This is a genomic window from Allobosea sp. AK1 (genome assembly GCF_006714945.1).
Classification (GTDB): Bacteria; Pseudomonadota; Alphaproteobacteria; order Rhizobiales; family Beijerinckiaceae; genus Allobosea; species Allobosea robiniae.
Genome location: NZ_VFMG01000001.1, coordinates 3,562,939 through 3,585,072, shown reverse-complemented (window position 1 = coordinate 3,585,072; position 22,134 = coordinate 3,562,939). Strand labels below are relative to the sequence as shown.

General features: G+C 67.0%; 18 protein-coding genes. 16 read left to right on the top strand and 2 right to left on the bottom strand.

What is annotated here, in order from left to right; genetic code table 11:
* Window positions 1-197 precede the first annotated feature (197 nt).
* The 4 genes from FHT98_RS17320 to FHT98_RS17305 all read left to right on the top strand — a co-directional run bounded on the left by FHT98_RS17320 (window position 198) and on the right by FHT98_RS17305 (window position 5,156).
* Entirely contained in the window at window positions 198-1,547 is a 1,350-nt protein-coding gene (locus tag FHT98_RS17320) for a substrate-binding protein (RefSeq protein WP_061968429.1), read from the top strand.
* A 182-nt stretch (window positions 1,548-1,729) separates the two neighbouring features.
* Window positions 1,730-2,605 carry a branched-chain amino acid ABC transporter permease gene (locus FHT98_RS17315; protein ID WP_061968432.1) on the top strand — a complete coding sequence of 292 codons (876 nt, stop codon included), beginning with the start codon at window positions 1,730-1,732 and terminating at the stop codon, window positions 2,603-2,605.
* Window positions 2,606-2,610: 5 nt separating this feature from the next.
* Window positions 2,611-4,461, top strand: a complete 1,851-nt coding sequence (locus tag FHT98_RS17310) for a branched-chain amino acid ABC transporter ATP-binding protein/permease (RefSeq protein WP_061969109.1) — start codon at window positions 2,611-2,613, stop codon at window positions 4,459-4,461.
* Window positions 4,458-5,156, top strand: coding sequence for an ABC transporter ATP-binding protein (locus FHT98_RS17305; protein ID WP_061968433.1), 699 nt, complete (start codon window positions 4,458-4,460; stop codon window positions 5,154-5,156). The genes FHT98_RS17310 and FHT98_RS17305 overlap by 4 nt, the downstream gene beginning before the upstream one ends.
* Before the next feature lie 152 nt (window positions 5,157-5,308).
* On the opposite strand, the gene FHT98_RS17300 is transcribed toward FHT98_RS17305, so the two are convergent.
* A complete protein-coding gene (locus tag FHT98_RS17300; protein WP_200959644.1) occupies window positions 5,309-6,226 on the bottom strand; it encodes a LysR substrate-binding domain-containing protein in 918 nt (305 codons plus the stop codon).
* A gap of 121 nt (window positions 6,227-6,347) precedes the next feature.
* Here FHT98_RS17300 and FHT98_RS17295 point away from each other — a divergent pair, with 121 nt between their 5' ends.
* From FHT98_RS17295 to FHT98_RS17260, 8 genes are all read left to right on the top strand, one after another.
* Window positions 6,348-7,544 carry a pyridoxal-phosphate dependent enzyme gene (locus FHT98_RS17295; protein ID WP_210244389.1) on the top strand — a complete coding sequence of 399 codons (1,197 nt, stop codon included), beginning with the start codon at window positions 6,348-6,350 and terminating at the stop codon, window positions 7,542-7,544.
* Window positions 7,541-8,383 carry a transporter substrate-binding domain-containing protein gene (locus tag FHT98_RS17290; RefSeq protein WP_061968438.1) on the top strand — a complete coding sequence of 281 codons (843 nt, stop codon included), beginning with the start codon at window positions 7,541-7,543 and terminating at the stop codon, window positions 8,381-8,383. The genes FHT98_RS17295 and FHT98_RS17290 overlap by 4 nt, the downstream gene beginning before the upstream one ends.
* A gap of 71 nt (window positions 8,384-8,454) precedes the next feature.
* Window positions 8,455-9,117, top strand: coding sequence for an amino acid ABC transporter permease (locus tag FHT98_RS17285; protein WP_142114763.1), 663 nt, complete (start codon window positions 8,455-8,457; stop codon window positions 9,115-9,117).
* Window positions 9,118-9,127: 10 nt separating this feature from the next.
* Entirely contained in the window at window positions 9,128-9,844 is a 717-nt protein-coding gene (locus FHT98_RS17280; RefSeq protein WP_091857922.1) for an amino acid ABC transporter permease, read from the top strand.
* Between the two features lie 37 nt (window positions 9,845-9,881).
* Window positions 9,882-11,381 (top strand): argininosuccinate lyase, encoded by a 1,500-nt coding sequence (gene argH / locus FHT98_RS17275; protein ID WP_142114762.1) that lies wholly within the window; start codon window positions 9,882-9,884, stop codon window positions 11,379-11,381.
* Complete coding sequence (locus FHT98_RS17270; protein ID WP_091857929.1) at window positions 11,378-12,142, top strand: amino acid ABC transporter ATP-binding protein; 765 nt, start codon at window positions 11,378-11,380, stop codon at window positions 12,140-12,142. Before argH ends, FHT98_RS17270 begins: the two co-directional genes overlap by 4 nt.
* A complete protein-coding gene (locus FHT98_RS17265) occupies window positions 12,135-13,460 on the top strand; it encodes an NAD(P)/FAD-dependent oxidoreductase (RefSeq protein ID WP_061968449.1) in 1,326 nt (441 codons plus the stop codon). Before FHT98_RS17270 ends, FHT98_RS17265 begins: the two co-directional genes overlap by 8 nt.
* A gap of 149 nt (window positions 13,461-13,609) precedes the next feature.
* Window positions 13,610-16,171 carry a bifunctional acetate--CoA ligase family protein/GNAT family N-acetyltransferase gene (locus FHT98_RS17260; protein ID WP_142114761.1) on the top strand — a complete coding sequence of 854 codons (2,562 nt, stop codon included), beginning with the start codon at window positions 13,610-13,612 and terminating at the stop codon, window positions 16,169-16,171.
* A gap of 33 nt (window positions 16,172-16,204) precedes the next feature.
* Here FHT98_RS17260 and FHT98_RS17255 read toward each other — a convergent pair whose 3' ends face one another.
* Complete coding sequence (locus FHT98_RS17255; protein ID WP_061968452.1) at window positions 16,205-16,957, bottom strand: IclR family transcriptional regulator; 753 nt, start codon at window positions 16,955-16,957, stop codon at window positions 16,205-16,207.
* A gap of 192 nt (window positions 16,958-17,149) precedes the next feature.
* Between FHT98_RS17255 and FHT98_RS17250 the strand changes: the two genes are divergently transcribed.
* The 4 genes from FHT98_RS17250 to FHT98_RS17235 are packed head-to-tail and all read left to right on the top strand — an operon-like array spanning window position 17,150 to window position 22,134.
* Window positions 17,150-18,091 (top strand): ABC transporter permease, encoded by a 942-nt coding sequence (locus FHT98_RS17250; RefSeq protein ID WP_142114760.1) that lies wholly within the window; start codon window positions 17,150-17,152, stop codon window positions 18,089-18,091.
* Window positions 18,088-18,969 (top strand): ABC transporter permease, encoded by an 882-nt coding sequence (locus FHT98_RS17245; RefSeq protein WP_142114759.1) that lies wholly within the window; start codon window positions 18,088-18,090, stop codon window positions 18,967-18,969. The genes FHT98_RS17250 and FHT98_RS17245 overlap by 4 nt, the downstream gene beginning before the upstream one ends.
* Window positions 18,969-20,756, top strand: a complete 1,788-nt coding sequence (locus tag FHT98_RS17240) for an ABC transporter ATP-binding protein (protein WP_142114758.1) — start codon at window positions 18,969-18,971, stop codon at window positions 20,754-20,756. Before FHT98_RS17245 ends, FHT98_RS17240 begins: the two co-directional genes overlap by 1 nt.
* Before the next feature lie 25 nt (window positions 20,757-20,781).
* Complete coding sequence (locus FHT98_RS17235) at window positions 20,782-22,134, top strand: MmgE/PrpD family protein (protein WP_142114757.1); 1,353 nt, start codon at window positions 20,782-20,784, stop codon at window positions 22,132-22,134.

Sequence of the window (22,134 nt, the reverse complement as noted above, 5' to 3'; positions counted from 1 at the left end):
TGGTTCTCATGGAGTATTCTGCGGCCGATTATTAATCGAGATCAATAATCAATATTATCGGACGAAAGTGGCATTGACCATATAGCCAATGCAGCGGGGAATGGCCGCGACGTGTCTTCAGATATTCGGTGCCGACAGCACGTCCAAACCCCCGCATGACGAAGGGGAGGATCGGACACCAGAGGGGAAGGACGCACATGACATCCGACAATCGCAAGCTCACGAACCTGTCCCGGCGCACGCTGATCCAGGGCGGCCTTGGCGTTGCGGGCGGCGTGATCCTGCCGGCGGGCCTGTTCCCGGTCCACGCGGCCGGCCAGACGGCAATCGGCACCTGGCCCGAAGGGTCCAAGGGCGACACCGTCAATATCGGCGCAGCCGTGCCGCGCACCGGCGCCTATGCGGTGCAGGGCGAGGACGAGCTCAAGGGCTGGCAGCTCGCCGTCGAACACATCAACACCAACCATGAGCTGATGAAGAAGCTCGCGCCGAAGATCAACAACGGCGTCAACGGCAAGAAGGTGAACCTGCTCGCGGCCGACTCCGCCGCCAAGCCGAACCAGGCGGTGCAGGAACAGCAGACCTTCATCAACCAGAACAAGATCATCCTGATGACCGGCTCGACCTCGTCAGCCGTCGCGGTGGCGCTCAACAAGTTCGCGCAGCGCGAGAAGGTGCTCTACGTCGCGGCCATTTCAGGCTCGAACGACACCACCGGCAAGGATTGCGTGCGCTACGGCTTCCGCCAGAATTTCTACGGCGAGACCGCCGCGAACGCGATCGGCCCGCAGCTCGTGAAGGCCTACGGCAAGAACCGCAAGGCGGCGTTCATGACGCCGGACTACACCTACGGCCACACCGTCACCAAGTCGGTCAACGACTACCTGACCGAGAAGGGCGGCTGGACCCAGGTGACCAACCAGGTCTCCCCGCTCGGCACCCAGGATTTCAGCCAGTACCTGACCAACATCGCCAATTCCGGCGCCGAGTTCATCATCAACGTCAACTGGGGCCGCGACGCGGTGCTCTCGGTGCAGCAGGCCAAGCAGTTCGGCCTGACGCCGGCGATGAAGATGGTGATCCCCTACCAGATCCCGTTCCTCGCCAAGGAAGCGGGGCCGGAGCTGATGGAAGGCGTCTTCGCCGCGACCGATTACTGGTGGACGCTCGAGGACAAGTATCCGCTGGCCAAGATGTTCAACGAAGCCTTCGTGAAGAAGTTCGGCTATCGCCCGGAATGGGGCGCTGAGAACGCCTACGTCAGCTTCGCGCATTGGGCGCGCATGGTGACGGAGGCCGGCAGCTTCTATCCGCCGGATGTCATCAAGCAATACGAGAAGGGCGAGACGATTCCCTCGCTGCTCGGCGACGTGCGCTATCGGCCGGAAGACCACCAGTGCATCCGCCCCGTCGTCATCGTCCGCGGCAAGGCCGTCAAGGACATGAAGAACAAGGAAGACTTCTGGGAGGTTCTCGAGGTCCTTCCGGGCGAACCGCTGATGCAGAAGCCGGATGCGTTCGGCTGCAAGCTCGGCGACTACACCTGACCGATCGAACCCGCCGCCGCGCTGGCTGAGAAGGCGGGTTCTCCGGATTGCGGGAGGGGGTGCGGGAGGCCGAACGTCGGTCTCCCGCGGCTCCCTGCCCCAGCCCCCGTCCGACGACAAGACAAGCGCAGAAGCCGGCGCGAGGCCGGACTCTACCCGCGTTCAGGCAAACGGATAGCATCGTGGTCAACTGGGCGAACTTCATCTCGCAATGCTTCAACGGGCTCGTGCTCGGCGCGCTGCTCGCGCTGATCTCGTCCGGCCTGACGATCATCTACGGCACGCTCGGCGTGCTGAATCTCGCGCATGGCGCGATGTTCATGCTCGGCGGCTATGCCGGCTGGGTCGCCTACACCTATAGCGGCTCGTTCCTGGTCGCGGTGGCGGCAGGCTCGCTCTTCGTGATGCTGGTCGGCATCGTGGTCGAGCGGCTCATCATCCGGCATTTCTACACTCGCCCGCATGAGGACCAGCTCCTCGTCACCTTCGGCCTCAGCATCGTGTTCGTCGAGGCGGTCCGGTTCTTCTTCGGCAGCCTGTCGAAGATGGTGCCGCCGCCGGGCCCGCTGGTCGGCATCACGCCGCTCGGCTTCATGATGTATCCGACCTACCGGCTCGCCCTGCTCGGCATCGTCGCCGTCGCGCTGCTGGCGCTCTATTTCGTACTCTACCGCACCCGGATCGGCATGATCGTGCGCGCCGGCATCGAGGATTCGGTGATGGTCGATTCGCTCGGCATCGACGTCTACAAGATCTTCATGCTGGTGTTCGGCATCGGCGCCATGGCGGCGGGCTTCGCCGGCATCGTCAATGCGCCGGTGGTCTCGATCGCACCGGATGTCGGCGAGGCGATCCTGGTGCAGACATTCGTCGTGGTGGTGATCGGCGGCGTCGGCTCCTTCCCCGGCGCGATCCTCGGCGGCCTGATCGCCGGCCAGATCATCTCCATCACCTCCATGTTCAACCCCGGCTATGCCTATATCATGCTGTTCGTGGCGATGACGCTGGTCCTGGTGCTGAGGCCCTACGGGCTGCTCGGCGCAGCCGGCCGCGAGTGACGCCGATGCGCAGCCAACGCCCCTTCCTCGCCGAGACCATCACCGCGATCGCGCTAATCCTGGCGCCGTTCGTGCTGCCCCATCTCGGCTTCACCCCGAACACCATCAACCGCATTCTGGTCTGGGGCCTGTTCGGCCTCGGCTTCGATATCCTGTTCGGCTATACCGGCCTCCTCTCCTTCGGCCAGTCGGCCTTCTTCGGCACCGGCGGCATGTTCGCCGCCTATCTGCTGACGGAAGCCGGCTTCGGCTATGTGATGGCCGCCGTCTTCCTCGGCACGATCGTGGCGGCGATCGTCGGCTATCTGATCGGCCTGATCGCATTGCGCCGCACGGGCATCTATTTCGCGATGATCACGGTCGCGATCGCGGAGGTGTTCTTCTTCGTCGAGTTCAATCCGCTTTCCGCCTTCACGGGCGGCGAGAACGGCCTGCCGGGCGTGCCGAGGCCCAGCATCTTCCTCGGCTTCACGACGCTGGAATTCAACACCGATTTCCAGGTCTACGGGTTCCTGGCATTCTGGTATTTCGTCGGCCTCGTCATCGCGCTGCGCATCGTGCGCTCGCCGGTCGGCGCGATCCTTTCCGCGATCCGCGACAATCCGCAGCGCGCCGCCGCGCTCGGCCACGACATCCACAGCTACAAGCTGACCGCCTTCGTCGTGGCGGCGGCCTATGCCGGCTTTGCCGGCGGCATGCTTGGCCTGATGCAAGGGTTCATGCCGCCGGATGCCTTCATGTTCGAGACCTCCGGCCAGCTCGTGATGCAGACGGCGATCGGCGGCGCCGGCACCTTGTTCGGCCCGCTGGTCGGGGCGGCGGTCTGGCTCTATCTCAGCGACTTCTTCCAGAACACGCTGCATCTGGGTGCCACCTGGAAGCTCGTCCTCGGCATCGTGTTCGTGCTGCTGGTCTGCTTCCTGCGCCACGGCATCGTCGGGGCCGTGATCGATCTCTACCGTCTCGTCGCCGGCCGGCGGGCGGAGACGGCTCCCGGGGCGGGCGTCGTCCCTCCCGCGAGCGTGCCCGCCACCGCTCCGACTGTCGCGATGATGCCGGCCCGCCGCCGCGATACCGACCGCTCTTCCGGCCCCATCCTCCAGGCCACCGGCCTGACCAAGCGCTATGGCGGCGTGGTCGCCAACAGCGACATCGACTTCACCGTCAACCACGGCGAGTTGCGCGGCATCATCGGCCCGAACGGCGCCGGCAAGTCGACCTTCTTCAAGATGCTGACCTGCGAGGTGCCTCCGAGCTCCGGCCAGATCCTGTTCGAGGGCAAGGACATCACCGGAATGGGCGTGGCCGATGTCTGCCAGCTCGGCCTCACCAAAAGCTACCAGATCAACCAGCTCTTCAACCGGCTCACCGTCCGCGAGAACCTGATGATCGCCGCGCTCGCCGAAACCCGCGGCAAATTCAAGCTCGACCTGTTCAGCAATCCCAGGAACAGCCCCGAGCTGACCGAGCAGGTCGACCATGCGATGGCGCTGGTCAATCTCGCCAGCCGGGGCGATGCCCAGGTGTCCGAACTGGCCTATGGCGAGAAGCGGCGACTCGAGATCGGGCTGGCGCTCGCCACCTCGCCGTCGCTGCTGCTGCTCGACGAGCCGCTTGCCGGCATGAGCCCGGCCGAGCGCATCGAGACGGTCAAACTGCTCAAGTCGATCAGCCGGGGGCGTACGATGATCGTGATCGACCACGACATGGACGCGCTGTTCGAGCTCGCCGAGCGCGTCACCGTGCTCCAGGAGGGGCGCGTGCTGGTCGAAGGCACACCCGACGAAATCAAGGGAAACACCAAGGTGCAGGAAGCCTATCTGGGCGGCGTGCACGATGTGTTGGCGGCCCAATGAGCATGCTCGAAGTCACCGGCCTGAATGCCCATTACGGCGACAGCCACATCCTGTTCGATGTCGCGCTGCGCGTCGATCGCAACGAGGTCGTCGCGCTGCTCGGCCGCAACGGCGCCGGCAAGAGCACGATGCTGAAGAGCCTGATGGGCGTGGTGAAGCCGAGCAGCGGCTCGATCCTGTTCGACGGGGAGCAGATCGCCGGCCGCAAGAGCCACATGATCGCGCGCGCCGGCATGCAGCTCGTGCACGAGGACCGTCGCATCTTCGGCAGCCTGAATGTCGAGGAGAACCTGGTGCTGGCCGGGCTGACCGCCAAGGGCCGCTGGCCGCTCGATCGCGTCTACAAGATATTTCCACGCCTGAAGGAGAGGCGCACGAGCCGGGGCACCGATCTTTCCGGCGGCGAGCAGCAGATGCTCGCGATCGGGCGGGCGCTGGTGCGCGACCCCAAGATCATCCTGCTCGACGAGCCGTTCGAGGGTCTGGCACCGGTGATCGTGCAGGACCTCGTCAGGACCTGCCGCGAGCTTGCGATGGCCGGCCAGACGATCATTCTGGTCGAGCAGAACATCGCGGCCGCGCTGACCCTGGCGACGCGCGCCTACATCATCAATAACGGCCATATCGCCCATGAAGGCCCGACCGGCGAGATTCGGGCCCAACCCGAACTCCTGCAGCGGTATCTGGGGGTCTAGGACACCGGACTGAATACGGTATTCAGTCCGGTGTCCTAGGCTTTTGATTTGCATCGGCATTTTCCGAAAACCGCGTTCCACTTTTCGGGCCGATGCTCTAGGCGTCTTGCCCGGCCATCGCGCCTGACGCACGACAGGCGGGTGCGGGTGCATCACATCGGCCCGTTCGGGGGCGGTTCGCCACGATGCGCGGACGTCGTCTCGTATCCGGCGAGCTCTTCGCGCACGACGGCAAGAAAGCCATCGACGAGCGGATCGGCGCGGTAGTGGCTGGGAAACATCGCGTGGCCGTGGAACATGACCTCCGGCTTGAACGGGCGGAAGGCGATACCGCTGCGCCGGTAATCGTCGGCAGCGATCGGATTGACGATGCCGATGCCGAGCCCTTGCTCGACAAGCGCGCAGATGGCGGCGCTGAAGGGCGTCTCGATCGCGAGATGGCGGCGCACGCCCGCATCCTGGAAGATGCGATCGACACGTGCCCGCGCACCGTCCTCCAGCGAGAGCGAGATGAAGGCCTCGCCTTCGAGATCCTTGGCCGTGATGCGATCGCGCTTTGCAAGCCGGTGCCCCGGCGGGAGCGCGCAGACGCCGGGGATCATGTAGAGCGGACGATGCTCGACGAGCGGAATGTCGATCACGTTCGCGATGAAGCCGATGTCGCAATAGGACGACGACATCCAGCGCGTCACCGTGCCGTCATGGCCCATCTGCAAGGAGACGCTGACCTGCGGAAAGCGCTCCTTGAAGCGCCGGATGCAGCGGGGGACGAAGCCCAGCGCCATCACCGGCATCGCCGCGATGCGCAGGCGCCCGGTCCCGAAGTTGCGGATGTCACGCGCGGCGTAGGAGAGGGTCTCCAGTCCGATATAGCTGCGTTCGACCTCGCGATAGAAGGCAAGGCCCTCCTGGCTCGGTCGAATCCGCCCGGCTTTTCGCTCGAACAGCTTAAGTCCGATCTCGGCCTCCAGCTCGGCGATCAGCCGGCTGATACTGGGTTGCGAGGTCCGCAATTCCTGCGCGGCCGCCGTCATCGAGCCGCGCAGGATAATGGTTCGGAACGCGTCCACCTGCCTCAAATTCATAGGCCTGCTCATATCAGGAGTGAATAGAAGAGCCAAAAACTGAGATTTGACCAGATAGTTGGCCGCGGCAATACTTTTGGTCATGTCAACGCGCCCAAACACCGCTGTGACGTCCCGCCTCACCGGCATGGTCTGCCTGCGCTGCGCAGAGCCCTGGCCGGTTGCGGATTACGAAGCCGGGTGTCCGCGCTGCGCGACCGAGGGGCATGCATCCAATCTGCGGCTGACCTACGCGCCCGGCGAGCGCGGTGTCTCGCTCCCCTATCCTGACACGCCATGCCTGGGGGAAGGCGCGACCCCGCTGGTCGAGCTGCCTGAGCTGGCGCGCGCGCTGAAGCTCGGCAGGCTGTCCGCCAAGATCGAATGGTGCAATCCGACGGGGTCTCACAAGGACCGGATGAGCGCGCAATTGATCGCGCGGGCTCTCGATCGCGGCGCCCCGCGCGTCGTGGCGGCATCGAGCGGCAATGGCGGCCTCTCGGTGGCAGCCTATGCGGCGCGCGCAGGGCTCGCCGCGGAGATCGCAACGACCGATGCCCTGCCGCAGGTTTACCGCAGTGCCATCACCGCACATGGCGCGAGCATCGCCAGCTTTGCCGGCAGCATGGCGCGCTGGCAGCATCTCGCGAAACGCGTCGGGCAAGGCGCCTTCGCTGCGACGAACTACAAGGTGCCGGCCATCGGCACCAACCCGTTCGGCATCGAAGGCTACAAGACGATCGCGGCCGAGCTCGCGTCGGAGACGATGCCCGATCTCGTCGTCGTGCCCTGTTCGCGCGGGGACCTCCTGTCCGGCATCCGCCTCGGCTTCGAGGAGATCGGCGCATGCTTGCCGATGCTGGTCGCAGCCGAGCCCTTCGCGCGCCTCGAGCGGGTGCTCGCCGGCGCCGATTATCGCGAGCAGTTCGCGGGCGATACCGCCCAGGCTTCGATCGCCGGCAGCACGGTGACATGGCAGGCCGTCGCGGCCCTGCGCGCCAGCGCCGGCCGTGCCGTTTCTGTCGATGATGGCGCGGCGCGGGCGGCACAGCGTCGTCTCGCAGCCTGCGGTCTCCATGCCGAACTGTCCGCAGCCTCCGCATTGGCTGCGCTCGCCGCCATCGCCGCGGATGGTGGGCTTTCCGGCCGCCACGCCGTGATCGTGCTCACGGGAGCAGGCTCCCGTGATCCCGGCGACACCGACCTGGCCGCAAGGCCCTGGAACGAAGCTGCCTCCGAAGAGGCGCTCGCGCAGCCGGCAACGACCGGCGCCTTACCACAGAGAACCGATCCATCGGTCCAACAGAAGAGGGAAAACGGATGACCACCTATGTCTCGCTCCTATCGGCGCTCTCGGCTGCCGCAGCCGCCGTCTTCACGCTCTCGGTCGGAGCTCAGGCCCAGGGCCTGCCCCCGCTGCCGGAAGCGATCAAATCCGCAGGCATCCTGAAGGCCGGCGTGCGCTGCGACCAGCCGCCCTATGGCTACAAGGACGAAACCGGCAAGTTTGCCGGCGTCGAGACCGACATGGCGATCCAGATCGCCGCCTGGGCCTTCGGCTCGCCGGACAAGATCGAGCTGACCTGCGTGACGGCCGAGAACCGCATCCCGCAGCTGGCCGGCAAGAAGGTCGACATCCTGATCGCCACGCTCGGCGTCACGCCCGAGCGCGCCCGCGTGGTCGATTTCTCCAAGCCTTATCGCTGGGGCGGCTCGGACATGCTCGTCGCCAAGGACAGCCCGATCAAGAAGCTCGACGATGTCGCCGGCAAGACCGTGATCATGCTCAAGGGCTCGACCCAGGCGAAATGGTTCGAGGACAACATGCCCAAGCTCGAGAGCATGCGGCTGAACACGGCGTCCGATGCGCTGCAGGCGCTCAAGCAGGGCCGCGGCGACGCCTATACTCATGATGCCGCGACGCTCGTCGTCATCGCCGCCAAGGACCCGAGCCTGCGCCTCGTCGGCGAGTCCTTCGCGGTCTCGGACGCTGCCGTCGGCGTGCGCAAGAACGAACCCGAATGGCTCGCCTATGTCGATGCAGCCCTCGATCGCATGAAGGCCGAGGGCCTCTACGCGAAATGGGTCGAGAAGTGGATCCCGGCCGAGATCAGGCCCTTCTACGTCGACGCCTTCACCAAGCCGAAGCCGACCGCGCGCTGAGCGAAAGGCAAGCGCCGGGAGCGATCTGAGCTCCCGGCAACCCGATACCTGGCAGCGGAGGAGCGCGTGCCATGGAATTCGACGTCGCCTATCTCAACGCGCAGTGGCCCGCGCTGATGCGCGGCCTGTGGCTGACAGTACAGGTCAGCGCGCTCTCGATCGTGCTCTCCATCCTCGTCGGCGTGCTCGGCGCGGCGGCGCGCGTGCTGCAGGTTCCGGTGCTTGGCAAGCTCGTCGTCGGCTATGTCGAGTTCATCCGCAACACGCCGCTGCTCGCCCAGCTCTTCTTCATCTTTTACGGCCTGCCGGGCCAGGGCCTCAGGCTCTCGCTGTTCTGGTCGGGCGTGCTCTGCCTCACGGTCTGGGCCGGAGCCTACCAGATCGAGAATGTTCGCGGCGGGCTTGAAACCGTGGGCAAGGGGCTGCGCGAGGCCGCCTTCTCGCTGGGCTTGTCGCCCTGGCGCTTCTTTCGGCTCGTCGCCGCGCCGATGGCGATCCGCGTCGGCCTGCCCTCGATGCTGAACACCTCGATCTCGCTGCTCAAGAACTCCTCCTACCTGCAGGCGATCGGCCTCGCCGAGCTGACCTATGTCGCGATCGACCGGATCTCGATGGACTTCCGCACCATCGAGATGTTCGCCGCGATCTGCGTGATTTACCTCCTGCTGGTCCTCACCCTCTCCTTCTTCGCGAGCCGGCTGGAATACCGGCTCAACGCCCCGTTCAGGCTTTGAGGGGGGCGAGATGGACCTGCTGATCCGCAACCTCCCCTTCATCCTGCAAGGCCTTGCCATGACGCTGGGCCTGGCGCTGGCGACGCTGTTCTTCGCGACGATCATCTCCTTCCTGCTCGGCACGCTGGCGACGCTGCGCTTCGGCTGGCTGCGCGTGCTGGTGAAGATCTATGTCGAGCTCTTCCGCGACATCCCGCTGGTCGTGAACATCTTCTTCGTGTTTTTCGTGGCGCCACTGTTCGGGCTGGAGCTCTCGCCCTTCGCGGCCGTGACGGTGGGGCTTTCGGTCTGGGGCAGCGCCAACGGCATCGAGATCGTCCGCGGCGGCTTCAATGCGGTCCCGCGGCATCAATGGCAGAGCGCCGCCGCGCTCGGGCTGAAGACCTGGGAAATCTATCTCTTCATCACCGGTCCACAGGCGCTGCGCGCGATCCTTCCGCCCTTCGTCGGGCTGCTCACGCTGCTCGTGCAGGCGACGTCGCTCGGTGCGCTCGTCGGGGTCAACGAGTTCTTCAAGGTCGGCCAGATCATCGTCGAGCGCACCACGATGATGGAGGGCTGGAATCCGGCCTTCACGGTCTATGCCGCGGTGCTCCTCACCTACTTCGTCATCTGCTCGACGCTGAGCTGGTTCGGCCGCTGGCTGGAGCGCCGGCTGAAGAGCGACCGCCCGCAAACCCGGCCGGAGGCGATCTCCCCGGCCGAGCCGGCAACGCAATTGCCCTGATCCTTCGCAAACTCACCTGCATACCGGGAAAGCCGCCATGGAATCGAAAGTCAGCCGCCGCCTGACCGAAAAGGTCGCCGAAGAAGTCTGCGAGCACATCTATGCGCCGCGGCTTGCACGGGATTTCCGCACGGTCTTCGACCATATGAGCGACCTCAACCAAGCGCATGTGCTGATGCTTGCCCGTTGCGGGCTGATCTCCCCGCAGGCCGCCAAAGCGCTCGCCGGCGGGCTCCTGCGCATGGAGGAGGAAGGGCCCGAGGTCGTCGAGCTCGACCCGCAGCGCGAGGATGCGTACTTCAATTTCGAAGCCCATCTGATCAAGCTGATCGGCACCGAGGCCGGCGGGCGGATGCATATCGCCCGCAGCCGCAATGACCTGACGGCGGCGATCGACCGGCTGCGGGCCCGCGACCTGCTGCTCGATGCGAGCCAGGCGCTTCTCTCGGTCGAGGAGCATGCGCTCGACGGCGCGTTCCGCTTCCGGGACGTGGTGATGCCCGGCTACACCCATCTCCAGCCGGCGCAGCCCATCACCTACGGCTTCTATCTCGCCGGCGTCGCACAGTCGCTCGAACGCGACCATGGCCGGCTCGCGGATGCCTGGGCGCGCACCAATATCAGTCCGCTCGGAGCAGGCGCGCTTGCCGGCACGACCTTCGCGATCGACCGCGAGGCGGTGGCGCGTTCACTCGGTTTCGAGGGGCTGGTGGAAAATGCCCTGGATGCCGTCGCGACCCGGGATTTCGGATTGGAGATCCTGTCGGCGCTCACCCAGATCGCATTGGGCTGGAGCCGCGTGGCGCAGGACTATCATGTGATGGTCTCGCATGAATTCCAGACGATCGAGTTCCCCGACCGCGTCACCGGGACCTCGAGCATCATGCCGCAGAAGAAGAACCCGGTGGTTCTCGAACACCTCAAGGGCAAGGCCGGCCATCTGCTGGGCCTCTATGTCGCGTCCGCGACGGCGGTGAAAGCGACGCATTTCACCAACACCATCGACGGCAACCGCGAGGGCATGCGCGGTGTCTGGGAAGCGGGCGAGGAGACGCTGCGCTGCCTCTCGCTGTTCGACCTCATCATCGCGACGGCCCGGCCGAACGCCGCGCTGATGAAGCGACGCGTCACCGAGGATTTCGCCTCCGCGACCGATCTCGCCGACCTGATGGTCCGGGAAGCCGATCTCTCGTTCCGCGAGGCGCATCACGTCGTGGGCGGGGTCGTCCGCGCCGCGATGGATGCCGGCCTGGCGGCTGACGGCATCACCACCGCGATGGTCGACGCGGCAGCCCAGGAGCAGCTCGGCCGGCCGCTCGGCCTGCCGGCGGACCATGTCCGCGAAAGCCTCGACCCGGCGGCAAGCGTCGCCGCGCGCCTCGTCCCCGGCGGGCCGGCACCGGACAGGGTCGCGGAGGCTGTGGAGGCGGCGCAGGCGCGGCTCGAAAATCGCCGCGGCATTCTCGCACGCAAGCGCAGTGACCTGAAGGATGCGCGGGAAGCGCTGAAACGCGCGATGCGGGAACTCGCCGCATGAGCGCCTCCCCGCTGATCAGCCTGCGCGGCATCGCCAAGCGCTTCGGCGCGCATCAGGCGCTGCACGGCATCGACCTCGATGTCGAGGCCGGGAGCGTCGTGGTGCTGATCGGGCCGAGCGGCTCCGGCAAGAGCACGCTGATCCGCTGCATCAACGGCCTCGTCAGGCCGGACGAAGGCACGCTCCATATCGCCGGAAGCCCGGTCGACATCCACCATGAGCGCGCCTGGCAGCAGATGCGAACCGAGGTCGGCATGGTCTTCCAGGACTACGCGCTGTTCCCGCATCTCACCGTCCTGCGCAACATGACGATCACGCCGGAGCGCCGCCGCGGCGTTCCGCGCGCCAAGGCCGAGGAGGAAGCACGGGCGCTGCTGACGCGCGTCGGCCTCGCCCACAAGGCGCAGGACTATCCGTCAGCCCTGTCGGGCGGGCAGCAGCAGCGTGTCGCCATCGTCCGCGCTCTCGCCATGCGGCCGAAGGCGATCCTCTTCGACGAGCCGACATCGGCACTCGATCCCGAGACGATCGGCAGCGTCCTCGACGTGATGAAGGACCTCGCCCGCGAGGGCACGACCATGGTCGTTGTCACCCACGAGATGGGCTTTGCCCGCGAGGTCGCCGATCGCGTCGTGTTCATGGCCGAGGGACGGATCGTCGAGGAGGCGCCGCCGGGTGCCTTCTTCGACGCACCCCGCCACGAACGCACCCGCGCCTTCCTGTCCAGCATCAGATCCTTCGGAGAGGCCGCCCATGCCTGAGCCTGCCGGCGTGCTGGCGCCGAACTTCACCACCGATCCCTATTGGTGGGATGCAGCCCCGCCCGAAACCGCGCGCGACCCTTTGCCGGCGGAGACCGATGTCCTGGTCGTCGGCTCCGGCTATTGCGGGCTCTCGGCGGCGGCTGAGCTTGCGCGCAATGGCGTCGACGTCACCGTCGTCGATGCGGAGGAGCTCGGCGCCGGTGCCTCGACGCGCTCGGGCGGCATGGTCTCGAGCGGTCAGAAGCTGGTGATCGGCGGCGCGATCAAGGGCGTCGATGCCGCCCGCATGGAGCGGCTCCTGGAGGATTCGCTGTCCTCCTACGAGCATCTCAAGTCGCTGATCCACGAGAAAGAGCTCGATGCCGATCTCGGCGTCTTCGGCCGCTATTTCGGCGCCCACGTCCCCCGTCACTACGACCGGCTGCGCCGCCATGGCGAATTGCTGGCAAGGCATACCGGCGTCACCGTCCACGAGATTCCGAAGTCACGGCAGCACGAGGTGACGAAGACGGATTTCTACCATGGCGGCATCGTCATCGACGACTATGGCGGCCTCCATCCGGCGAAGTACCATCGCGCCCTGCGCCGCCTCGCGCAGGCCAATGGCGCCAGGCTGCGCTCGCATGCGCCCGTTCTCGGAGTCGACCCCGTCGCCGATGGTTTTCACGCGGTACGGACCGGGCGCGGGATCGTTCGCGCCCGCCACGTCTTCTTCGGCACCAACGGCTACACCGACAAGGCGAGCGGCTTCCTGCACAAGCGCATCGTCGGCGTGCGCAGCTACCAGATTGCGACCGAGCCGCTGCCGCCGGAGCTGATGGCCGAGATCAATCCCGGCCGGCGCATGATCACCGATTCCAAGCGTGAGCTGATCTATACGCGCCCGTCGCCGGACGGCACGCGCATCCTGTTCGGCAGCCGGCCGGGCCTGTTCACCCTGCCGGAACGCGAGGCCGCGCCGCGCCTCCACGCCATGATGCTGAAGGTCTGGCCGCAGCTTGCGGGCTACAAGGTCACCCATTGCTGGAGCGGCAAGGTCGGCATGAGCGCCGACAAGATCGCGCATATGGGCAAGCTCGGCGGTATCGATTTCGCCGTCGGCTGCAATGGCAACGGTGTCGCGCTGATGACCTATCTCGGCCACCAGTCAGCCCTCAAGCTGCTCGGGAAGCAGAACCGCAAAAGCGCCTTCGACGACCCCGCCTTCCCGGAGATTCCGGTGCCGCTCTATGATGGCCGCCCATGGTTCCTGCCGATCGTCAGCGGGTGGTATCATCTCCAGGATGCGATCGATCGCCGTCTGGCACGGCTCTGACGGAGTGATTGCGAACAAGGATAGCAGCCCCGGCGGCAGGCCGTTCGCCATCGCCTGAAAGGCTCGCGGAACACGTTCGCAGAAGACGTCTGGCTTGACGGCCGGGAATCGCGTCTGCTGGTCTTCCCGAGAACGGAAACCGCCGACCGATGACGCTCGCCCTGCTCAGACGCGCGCTTGAACCCCGGACGGTCACGGCGATCGCCGGCTCTCCCGAAACGGATGTGCTGGTGGCACAGATCCGCGCGGAGCCGTATCGCGGCGAACTCACCGTGCTTGCCGATCCGAGCGCTCTGCCGGCGCTGCCGCCCTGCGATCTCCTCATAGCCCCCGTCGCGATTGCGGAGCAGGTGCTGGCTGCCGCAACGGGGCGCGGCTGTGCCGGGCTTCTCGTGCCCGATGGCGCAGCCGCCGATTGCGATCGCCTCCGAAGCGCGGCACGGGCCGCCGGCCTGCGCCTGATCGGGCCGTCGTCGCTCGGTCTCGCCGCGCCGCGTCTCGGCTTCAACGCGACCGCTGTCCCGGTGCATCTGGCTGCGGGTTCGCTTGCCCTCGTCGCGCAGTCCAATTCCGTGGCGGCCGGCATCATGGCCTGGGCTGCCAGGCGCGGTGTCGGGCTTTCCGGAGCCGTCGTCCTGGGCGAAGGCGCCGATGTCGATATCGCCGACTGCCTCGATCACTTCGGCGCCGACCCGTCGACGCGCACCATCCTGCTGGCGATCGACGACGTCACCGATGCCGCCCGCTTTCTCTCGTCGGCGCGCGCGGCCGCACGGCTCAAGCCGGTGCTGGTGCTGAAGCCGCCGCGCCGGGAGCCGGCATGGCCGGCCCTGACGCATTCGGCCCTGATCGTGACCAGCGACGCCGCGCATGAGGCCGCCTTCCACCGGGCCGGCCTGCTGCGGGTCAGCGATCTCGACGAGCTCTTCGCGGCGGCCGAGACGCTGGGACGCGCCCGCGCCGCCGATGCCGGCCGGCTGGCGATCGTCAGCAATGGCGACGGGCTGGCAGCGCTCGCCGCAGCGCGATTGCGGCAGGCCGGCGGCGTCGATCGCCTGGACCGGGAGCCGGAGATCGTCCGGACGGCACAGGACTACCGTGAAGCGGTGACACGCCTGCTGGCCGAGAGCGATATCGACGCCGTGCTGGCACTCAACGCCCCGCTCGCACCGGACGAACCAGCCGATTGCGCCCGCGCCGTGGCCGAGGCCCGCTCGACGTCGTCGGCGCAGAAACCGGTTCTGGCCGTATGGGTCGGGGGCGGCGAGGAGATGGCGGGGATATTCGCAGCTGCCGGCATTCCCTCATTCGCGACGGAGCAGGACGCGATCCTCGGTTTCCAGCATCTGACCCGCCATGCCCGCCTGCTCAAGGAACTGATGGCGACCCCGCTCGCGCTTGATGAAGGCGATCAGCCGGACATTGCCGCTGCCGCCGCGCTCGTCGATCAGGCGATCGGGCAAGGCCGCAGCTGGCTCGAACCGGATGAGGTCGCGCAGTTGCTCGCCCTGTTCCGGATTCCCACGCTCGGTCTCGTCATCGCGACAGATGCCGCAGGAGCCGCCGAGGCCGCCAAGGTGCAGTTCGCAGCCGGACGCACAGTCGCTCTCAAGATCGTCTCGCCGGATATCGCGCATAAATCGGATGTCGGCGGCGTCGAGCTCGACCTCGCCAATGAGGAGGCTGTGCGGGAGGCGGCCGACCGCATGATCGTGCGCTTGCGGGAGTTGCGGCCGGAAGCGCGGTTGGCCGGCTTCATGGTGCAGCCGATGGCGCATCGTGCCAAGGCACGCGAGTTGATCGCCGGCTTTGCCGTCGACCCCTGCTTCGGTCCGATCATCGTCTTCGGGCGCGGCGGCACGGCAGCCGAACTCATCGCCGATACGCATGTCGCATTGCCGCCGCTGGATCTCGCCTCCGCCGAGAACCTGATCGCCCGGACGCGGGTTTCCCGCATCCTGGCTGCCTATCGCGATGTTCCCGCCGCCGACCGGCGCGCCATCGCGGCTGTCCTGGTGGCGCTGGGAAACATCGCCTCCACCCTTCCGCAAATCCGCGCGATGGACCTCAACCCGATCCTCGCCGATGCCAAAGGCGTCATCACGGTCGACGCGCGCGTCGTGCTGGAGCCGGCCCCGGCACGGCGCCGCCACCCGGCGATCCGGCCCTATCCGGCAAGCTGGACCTTGCAGCTTGCGCTCGGCGAGCGGCGCTTCTTCATCCGCCCGATGAAGCCGGAGGACGAGCTTCCGATCGGCGCTATGCTGGCCCGGGTCACGCCGGAGGACCTGCGATTGCGTTTCTTCGCGCCGCTGAAATCATTCAGCCACGCCTTCCTCGCCCGCCTGACCCAGCTCGACTATGCGCGCGAGATGGCCTTCATCGCCATCGAGGAAGGCAGCGGGGACGCCGCCGGCGCCGTTCGCCTTCACGCCGATCCCGGCCATGTCGAGGCCGAATATGCGATCCTGCTGCGCTCCGACCTGAAGGGGATCGGGCTCGGCCGTGCGCTGATGGAGCTGATCATCGACTGGGCCAGGGCCGAGCAGCTGGAGCGCGTCCATAGCCAGGTGCTGGCCGAGAACGGACCGATGCTGGCGCTCTGCCGCGATCTGGGTTTCGAGGTCAGGCTTGATCCCGAGGATATTTCGATCAGGCGCGTGACGCTCGACCTCGGCACCATCGACGGCAAGGCACGGGCCAAACGCTGATCTGCCACCCGTTCCGGCGGCCAACATCACCACTCAAGGCAGGCATTCGCTGAGCGCGCCGATCTGGCTCTCGACCCAGTCGTCCGTCATCATTTCGAGCGGCGCGTTGAAGGAGACGGCCATGTTGACGTCATGGGGGGCCTGGCTGGCCCGCGGCAAGCCGATGCCGCCCTGCCCCGGAAAATAGTAGCCCATGTTGAGTGCGTAGCCGCGGCGCTGCGCATCGGCGACCTGCCCCAGGATGACATCGCCATCGACATGGCGCCCCGACGGGTGCTTCAGGTAGCGCTCGGCATTCGCCTCGATGATCTGCTGGATCGCGGCGTCCGGCAGCAGCGACATCAAGGCGAGGCTGCCTGCGCCGACGCCCATCGGCACACGGTAGCCCACACCCATCGAGAACTGGCGCCGCGTCGAGCGGCTGATCATCTCGGCGCAGACCGCATCGACCCCGGACTGCACGATCAGGTAGACGGTGAAGCCCGTCCGGCGCGCGAATTCGGTCATGCCGGGACGGATCTTCTGCACCTGCGGCTCGAGCCGCTCCTGTCGCCGCGCCAGCATCGGCACGGCCGAGCCGAGGCGGTAATGGCCGTATCGGCCCGTCGGCTCGGCGAAGCCCTTCTGCAAGAGGGCGACGAGGCTGCGATGCGCCGCCGACTTGGCGCAGCCCATGCGCTCGGCGATCTCCGCCAGGCTCAGACCTTCAGGCCCGACCTCGCCGAGCGCCAGGACGATGTCCAGCGCCCGCTCGGCATTCGACGAGGAACTCAGAGGCTTCGTCACGGCAATAATTCCGATTATCAGAACAAATATAGCCTTATCATACCGAATACAGGAATTTGTTGACAAGGGCCGGTTTGTCCGTTCCGCTAGGGACGCTGCCGGAGCGTCGAGACGTCTAGGAGCGCTCGCGAACCGGCCGCCAAAGGCAGCCGCCAGCTCCATCGCTGGTCGGACAATGCGGGGGCGAACCGGATGGTGTCATTCCTGGCGAGGCGTCTGGGCTTCGCCGTCGTCACGTTGTTCAGCGTCCTGACGCTGGTCTTCCTGATCGTGCGGATCCTGCCGGGTGATCCCGTCCTGGTGATCCTCGGCGACCAGGCGAGCCCGGCCAGCGTCATCGCGCTGCGCCAGCGGCTCGGCCTCGACCAGCCGCTCCTCGTCCAGTACGGGCGCTTCCTGCTCCAGGCGATCCAGGGCGATCTCGGCACCTCGATGATCTCGGGCCGGCCGGTGACGGAGGAGATTCTCGCGGTCCTGCCCTATACGCTGGAATTGACCATCGCGGCCCTGATCCTGGGCGCCGCGCTCGGCATCCCCGCCGGCGTCTGGGCCGCGGTCCGGCGCAACCGGCTTCCCGACTATGTGCTGCGCCTGCTCTCGTTGCTGGGTCTCTCCCTGCCGGCCTTCGTCGCGGCGATCATCCTGCTGATGGTCTTCGCCATCCAGTTCCGCTGGTTCCCGGTGATCAGCGCCGGCGGCGCCGAAACGCTGACCGAGCGGCTGCGGCAAATGGCGCTGCCGACGCTGGCACTCGCGCTGATCATGATGGCCTACATCACCCGCGTGACGCGCTCGGCGATGCTAGAGGTTCTCAGCCAGGATTTCGTCCGCACGGCGCGGGCCAAGGGCGCCTCCGCCTCGGCAGTGATCTGGTCGCACGCGCTCGGCAACTGCCTGATTCCGATCACCACCGTCATCGGCCTCTATCTCGGCATCCTGATCGGCAATTCGGTGCTGACCGAGATCGTGTTCTCGCGCCCCGGCCTCGGCAAGCTGATCCTGACCGCGCTCAGCCAGCGCGACTACACGCTGCTGCAGGGGATGATCGTCGTCTACACGCTGATGGTCGTCGTCGTGAACCTGCTGACCGACCTGACCTACGGCTTTCTCGATCCGAGGGTGCAGTACAAATGAGCGAGACTGCAGCGGAAACCGCTCGCCCTGCCGACCGCCAGAACGCCTTCCGCGGCGTGCTGGGCCGGCTCAACCTCTCAACCTGGGCCGGCATCGCCATCGTCGTGCTGCTGGTGCTGGCCGCGATCTTCGCGCCCTATCTCGCGACGCATCCGCCGGCCAAGCAGAGCATCATGGACCAGCTCGCCCCGCCCGGCGGCGGCTACCTGCTCGGCGCCGACCAGTTCGGCCGCGACATCTGGTCGAGGCTGCTCTTCGGCGCGCGCTACTCCCTCGCCATCGGGCTCTTCGCGATCCTGACCGCCCTGGTGATCGGATCGCTGATCGGGATGACCGCGGGCTATCGCGGCGGGCGCACCGACATCCTGCTCATGCAGGTGATGGACGTCATCCTCGCCTTCCCCTCGCTGATCCTGGGCCTGGCGCTCGTCGCCCTGATGGGCGCGACCATGACGAATATCGTCATCGCCATCGCCTTCACCGCCACGCCCGCCTTCGCCCGGATCGCGCGCGCCGCCGTGATCGCCCAGCGTGACCGCGAATATGTCCAGGCCTGCCGCGCCATGGGCTTCTCGGGCGGGCGCATCCTGTTCCGCCACATCCTGCCGGCGATCCTGCCGGAGGTGATGGTGATGACCTCGCTCTGGATGGCGACGGCGGTGCGCACCGAAGCCTCGCTCGCCTTCATCGGGCTCGGCCTTGCCCCGCCGACGCCGACCTGGGGCGGCATGGTGCGGGAGGGCTTCGAAAACATTCTGAGCTCGTTCCATCTCGCGCTCTTCCCGAGCCTCGCGATCCTGATCCTGGTGCTCGCCTTCAACCTGATCGGCGACGGCCTGCGCGACGCGATCGATCCCCGTCTGAAGGACGCCTCGTGATGGTCGGCAAGAATACGAGCGACAAGCCGGTCCTGTCGGTCAGCGGCCTGACCATCGCCTTCGGCTCCACCACCGTCGTGCATGATCTCGGCTTCGAGATCGCCGCCGGCGAGACGCTCGCCGTGGTCGGCGAATCCGGCTCGGGCAAGAGCGTGACTTCGCTCGCAATCATGGGCCTGCTGCCCGAGCGGATCGGGCGGGCGAGCGGCTCGGTCAAGCTCGGCGACCGCGATTTGCTGACGCTCGACGAATCCGAGATGCGCGGCGTACGCGGCGGCCAGATCAGCATGATCTTCCAGGAGCCGATGACCTCGCTGAACCCGGTCCAGCGCATCGGCGATCAGATCGGAGAGGCCATCCGCATCCATCGCGGCCTCAAGGGCACGGAACTGCGCGAGTCCGTGCTGGAGATGCTGCGCAAGGTCCGCATCCCCGATCCCGAGGAGCGCATCGACAACTACCCGCATACCTTCTCCGGTGGCATGCGCCAGCGCGTGATGATCGCGATGGCGCTGGCCTGCAACCCGGCATTGATCATCGCCGACGAGCCGACGACCGCGCTCGACGTCACCGTGCAGGCGCAGACGCTGGCGCTGCTCAAGGAACTCCAGCGCGAGACCGGCACGGCGATCCTGTTCATCACCCACGACATGGGCGTGGTCGCGGAGATCGCCGACCATGTCCTCGTCATGCGCCGCGGTCGTGCGATCGAGCAGGGCACGGTCCACGAGGTTTTCTCCAATCCGCGCGACGCCTATACCCGCAGCCTGATCGCGGCAGCGCCGAGCCTTGTCGGCAAGCTCACGGACGGCGCCATCGCAGCGCGCGGCGTCGAGGGCGTGCCCCTCTCCTTCCGCGGCGATGCGCCGGTGCTGGAGGTGCGCGACCTCTCGGTCCGCTTCCCCTCGCGTGGCGGCCTGTTCGGGCGTCTCAAGGGCGAGGTCCACGCGGTCGAGCAGGTCTCCTTCGCCATCGGCAAGGGGGAGACGCTCGGCCTCGTCGGCGAATCCGGCTCGGGCAAGTCGACCATCGGCAAGGCGATCATCGACCTCGCCCCGCGCCATTCCGGCGAGATCACCGTCGCCGGCCGCCGCATCGACTATGCCGATCCGAAGAGTCTCGCGAGCTTGCGCCGCGACGTGCAGATGATCTTCCAGGACCCGTTCGGATCGCTCGACACCCGCCAGAGCATCGGTTCGGCGATCATCGAGCCGATGCAGGTCCACGGCATCGCCTCCGGCAAGGAGGCACGCGCCAAGATGGAATGGCTATTGGAGCGGGTCGGGCTCGATCCGTCGCGCGCCACCAGCCTGCCGCACGAATTCTCGGGCGGGCAGCGCCAGCGCATCTGCATCGCCCGGGCGCTGGCGATGTCGCCGAAGCTGATCATCGCCGACGAGGCCGTCTCGGCGCTGGACGTCGCGATCAAGGCGCAGATCATCGACCTGATGATCGACCTGCAGAAGGAGTTCGGGGTCTCCTACCTCTTCATCAGCCACGACATGGCGGCGGTCGAGCGCATCTGCGACCGCGTCGCAGTTATGTATTTCGGCGAGATCGTCGAGATCGGCGCGCGCGACGACGTGATCGGCCGGCCCGGCCACGGCTATACGCAGCGGCTCCTCTCGGCGATCCCGATCACCCATCCCGACCAGCGCAGCGGCCGGCCGCCCCAGCGCGTCGACGCCACGCCGCCGCGCAGCCCGATGAAGCCCGTCGGCTACCGCCCGCCACCGCAGAGCTGGGAGATGATGGCTGAGGGCCATTTCATCCGCCGGGCGAGCTAGTCATTCAGGAGCCGGAACGCGAACCATGCACGCCATCGAGGAACTCGCCGCCTTCGTCGCCGACCACCCTGAAGGCTCCCTACCGGCAGAGACACGCGAAAGCGCCTCTCTCCTGGTCGCGGACCTCATCGGGGCCACCGCCGCAGGGCTCGATTCACGGCTCGCCATCGCCGCCCGAGCCGCCGCCGAACAGCTCTACGGCTCGGGCCCGGCTGGCATCTGGCTGACCGGCACCAAGCTCAGTGTCGCCGGCGCCGCCATGGCCAATGCGGCAGCGGCGAGCGCACTCGATATCGACGACGGCCATCGCGGCGCCGCCGGCCATGCCGGGGCCGGCGTCATCCCGGCCGCCTTCGCCGTCGGCCAGGCGCTCGACGCCTCCGACGCGCGCATCTTCGACGCGATCACGCTCGGCTACGACGTCGCGCTCCGGGTCGCGACATCGCGGCCGACACCGACGATCGAGACCTATAGCAGCGGCCGCTGGGTGAATTACGGCGTTGCCGCCGCGGCCGGGCGCCTGCTCGGGCTCGACGCTGCGGCGCTCGCCCATGCCATGGCGATCGCCGGGGCCGAGGGGCCGATCAGCTTCCCAATGGGTTCTTCCAAGTATCAAGGCAGCACGGTGAAGGAGGTCATTCCGCCCGCCGTCGTCGCCGGGCTGACCGGCGCCTACCGGGCGCGGGCCGGCGCCACCGGCCCGCGCGACCTGCTCGACCGCGACGACCGTTTTACCCGCAGCGTGCTGACCGGCGGGCTCGGCGAACGCTGGTGGCTGCAGGACTGCTACCTCAAGCCCTATGCCTGCTGCCGCTACATGCATGCCGCCGTCGATGCCATCCTGGCGCTGCGCGAGCTGGGCAAGCCGATCCTGTCGCTGCGCATCGAGACTTTTCCGCGCGGGCTTGGCCTCGCCAACGAGCGGGCACCGCAGACGCTCGAAGGGGGGCAGTACAGCTATTATTTCAGCTGCGCGCTGGCGGCGATCCACGGCGCCGCCGCCCTGCAGCCGGTCGACCCCGCGCATCTCCGCGATCCGCAGGTGCTCGAACTCGCCGGCCGGATCGAGCTCTCCGCGCATGATGATTTCGCGGCCGCCTTCCCGAAGAGCACGCCCTGCCGCGTCGTCATCGACCAGGGTGATGGTCCGCGCAGCCTGAGCGTGCCCTACCCGCTCGGCGACGTCGCCAACCCGATGAACCGGGCGCAGGTTACCGAGAAATTCCGGCGCATCGGCGCGGCGAGCGTCGCGCCCGATTGGCAGGACGCGATCCTGACCGCGCTCGACGGGCTGACAAGCGCCGGCTTCCGGCCACTTTTCGCCGCGCTCGGCACGCAGCCGGCGCGGCTGCGACTGGTTTCAACAGGGGAAGGCTAA

What these genes read in the sequence shown, in the direction of transcription:
- FHT98_RS17245 (WP_142114759.1), top strand. Translation starts at nt 18,088, where the DNA reads ATGAGCGAGACTGCAGCGGAAACCGCTCGCCCTGCCGACCGCCAGAAC.
- FHT98_RS17305 (WP_061968433.1), top strand. Translation starts at nt 4,458, where the DNA reads ATGAGCATGCTCGAAGTCACCGGCCTGAATGCCCATTACGGCGACAGC.
- FHT98_RS17320 (WP_061968429.1), top strand. Translation starts at nt 198, where the DNA reads ATGACATCCGACAATCGCAAGCTCACGAACCTGTCCCGGCGCACGCTG.
- FHT98_RS17285 (WP_142114763.1), top strand. Translation starts at nt 8,455, where the DNA reads ATGGAATTCGACGTCGCCTATCTCAACGCGCAGTGGCCCGCGCTGATG.
- FHT98_RS17260 (WP_142114761.1), top strand. Translation starts at nt 13,610, where the DNA reads ATGACGCTCGCCCTGCTCAGACGCGCGCTTGAACCCCGGACGGTCACG.
- FHT98_RS17240 (WP_142114758.1), top strand. Translation starts at nt 18,969, where the DNA reads ATGGTCGGCAAGAATACGAGCGACAAGCCGGTCCTGTCGGTCAGCGGC.
- FHT98_RS17290 (WP_061968438.1), top strand. Translation starts at nt 7,541, where the DNA reads ATGACCACCTATGTCTCGCTCCTATCGGCGCTCTCGGCTGCCGCAGCC.
- FHT98_RS17250 (WP_142114760.1), top strand. Translation starts at nt 17,150, where the DNA reads ATGGTGTCATTCCTGGCGAGGCGTCTGGGCTTCGCCGTCGTCACGTTG.
- FHT98_RS17265 (WP_061968449.1), top strand. Translation starts at nt 12,135, where the DNA reads ATGCCTGAGCCTGCCGGCGTGCTGGCGCCGAACTTCACCACCGATCCC.
- FHT98_RS17310 (WP_061969109.1), top strand. Translation starts at nt 2,611, where the DNA reads ATGCGCAGCCAACGCCCCTTCCTCGCCGAGACCATCACCGCGATCGCG.
- argH (WP_142114762.1), top strand. Translation starts at nt 9,882, where the DNA reads ATGGAATCGAAAGTCAGCCGCCGCCTGACCGAAAAGGTCGCCGAAGAA.
- FHT98_RS17235 (WP_142114757.1), top strand. Translation starts at nt 20,782, where the DNA reads ATGCACGCCATCGAGGAACTCGCCGCCTTCGTCGCCGACCACCCTGAA.
- FHT98_RS17270 (WP_091857929.1), top strand. Translation starts at nt 11,378, where the DNA reads ATGAGCGCCTCCCCGCTGATCAGCCTGCGCGGCATCGCCAAGCGCTTC.
- FHT98_RS17280 (WP_091857922.1), top strand. Translation starts at nt 9,128, where the DNA reads ATGGACCTGCTGATCCGCAACCTCCCCTTCATCCTGCAAGGCCTTGCC.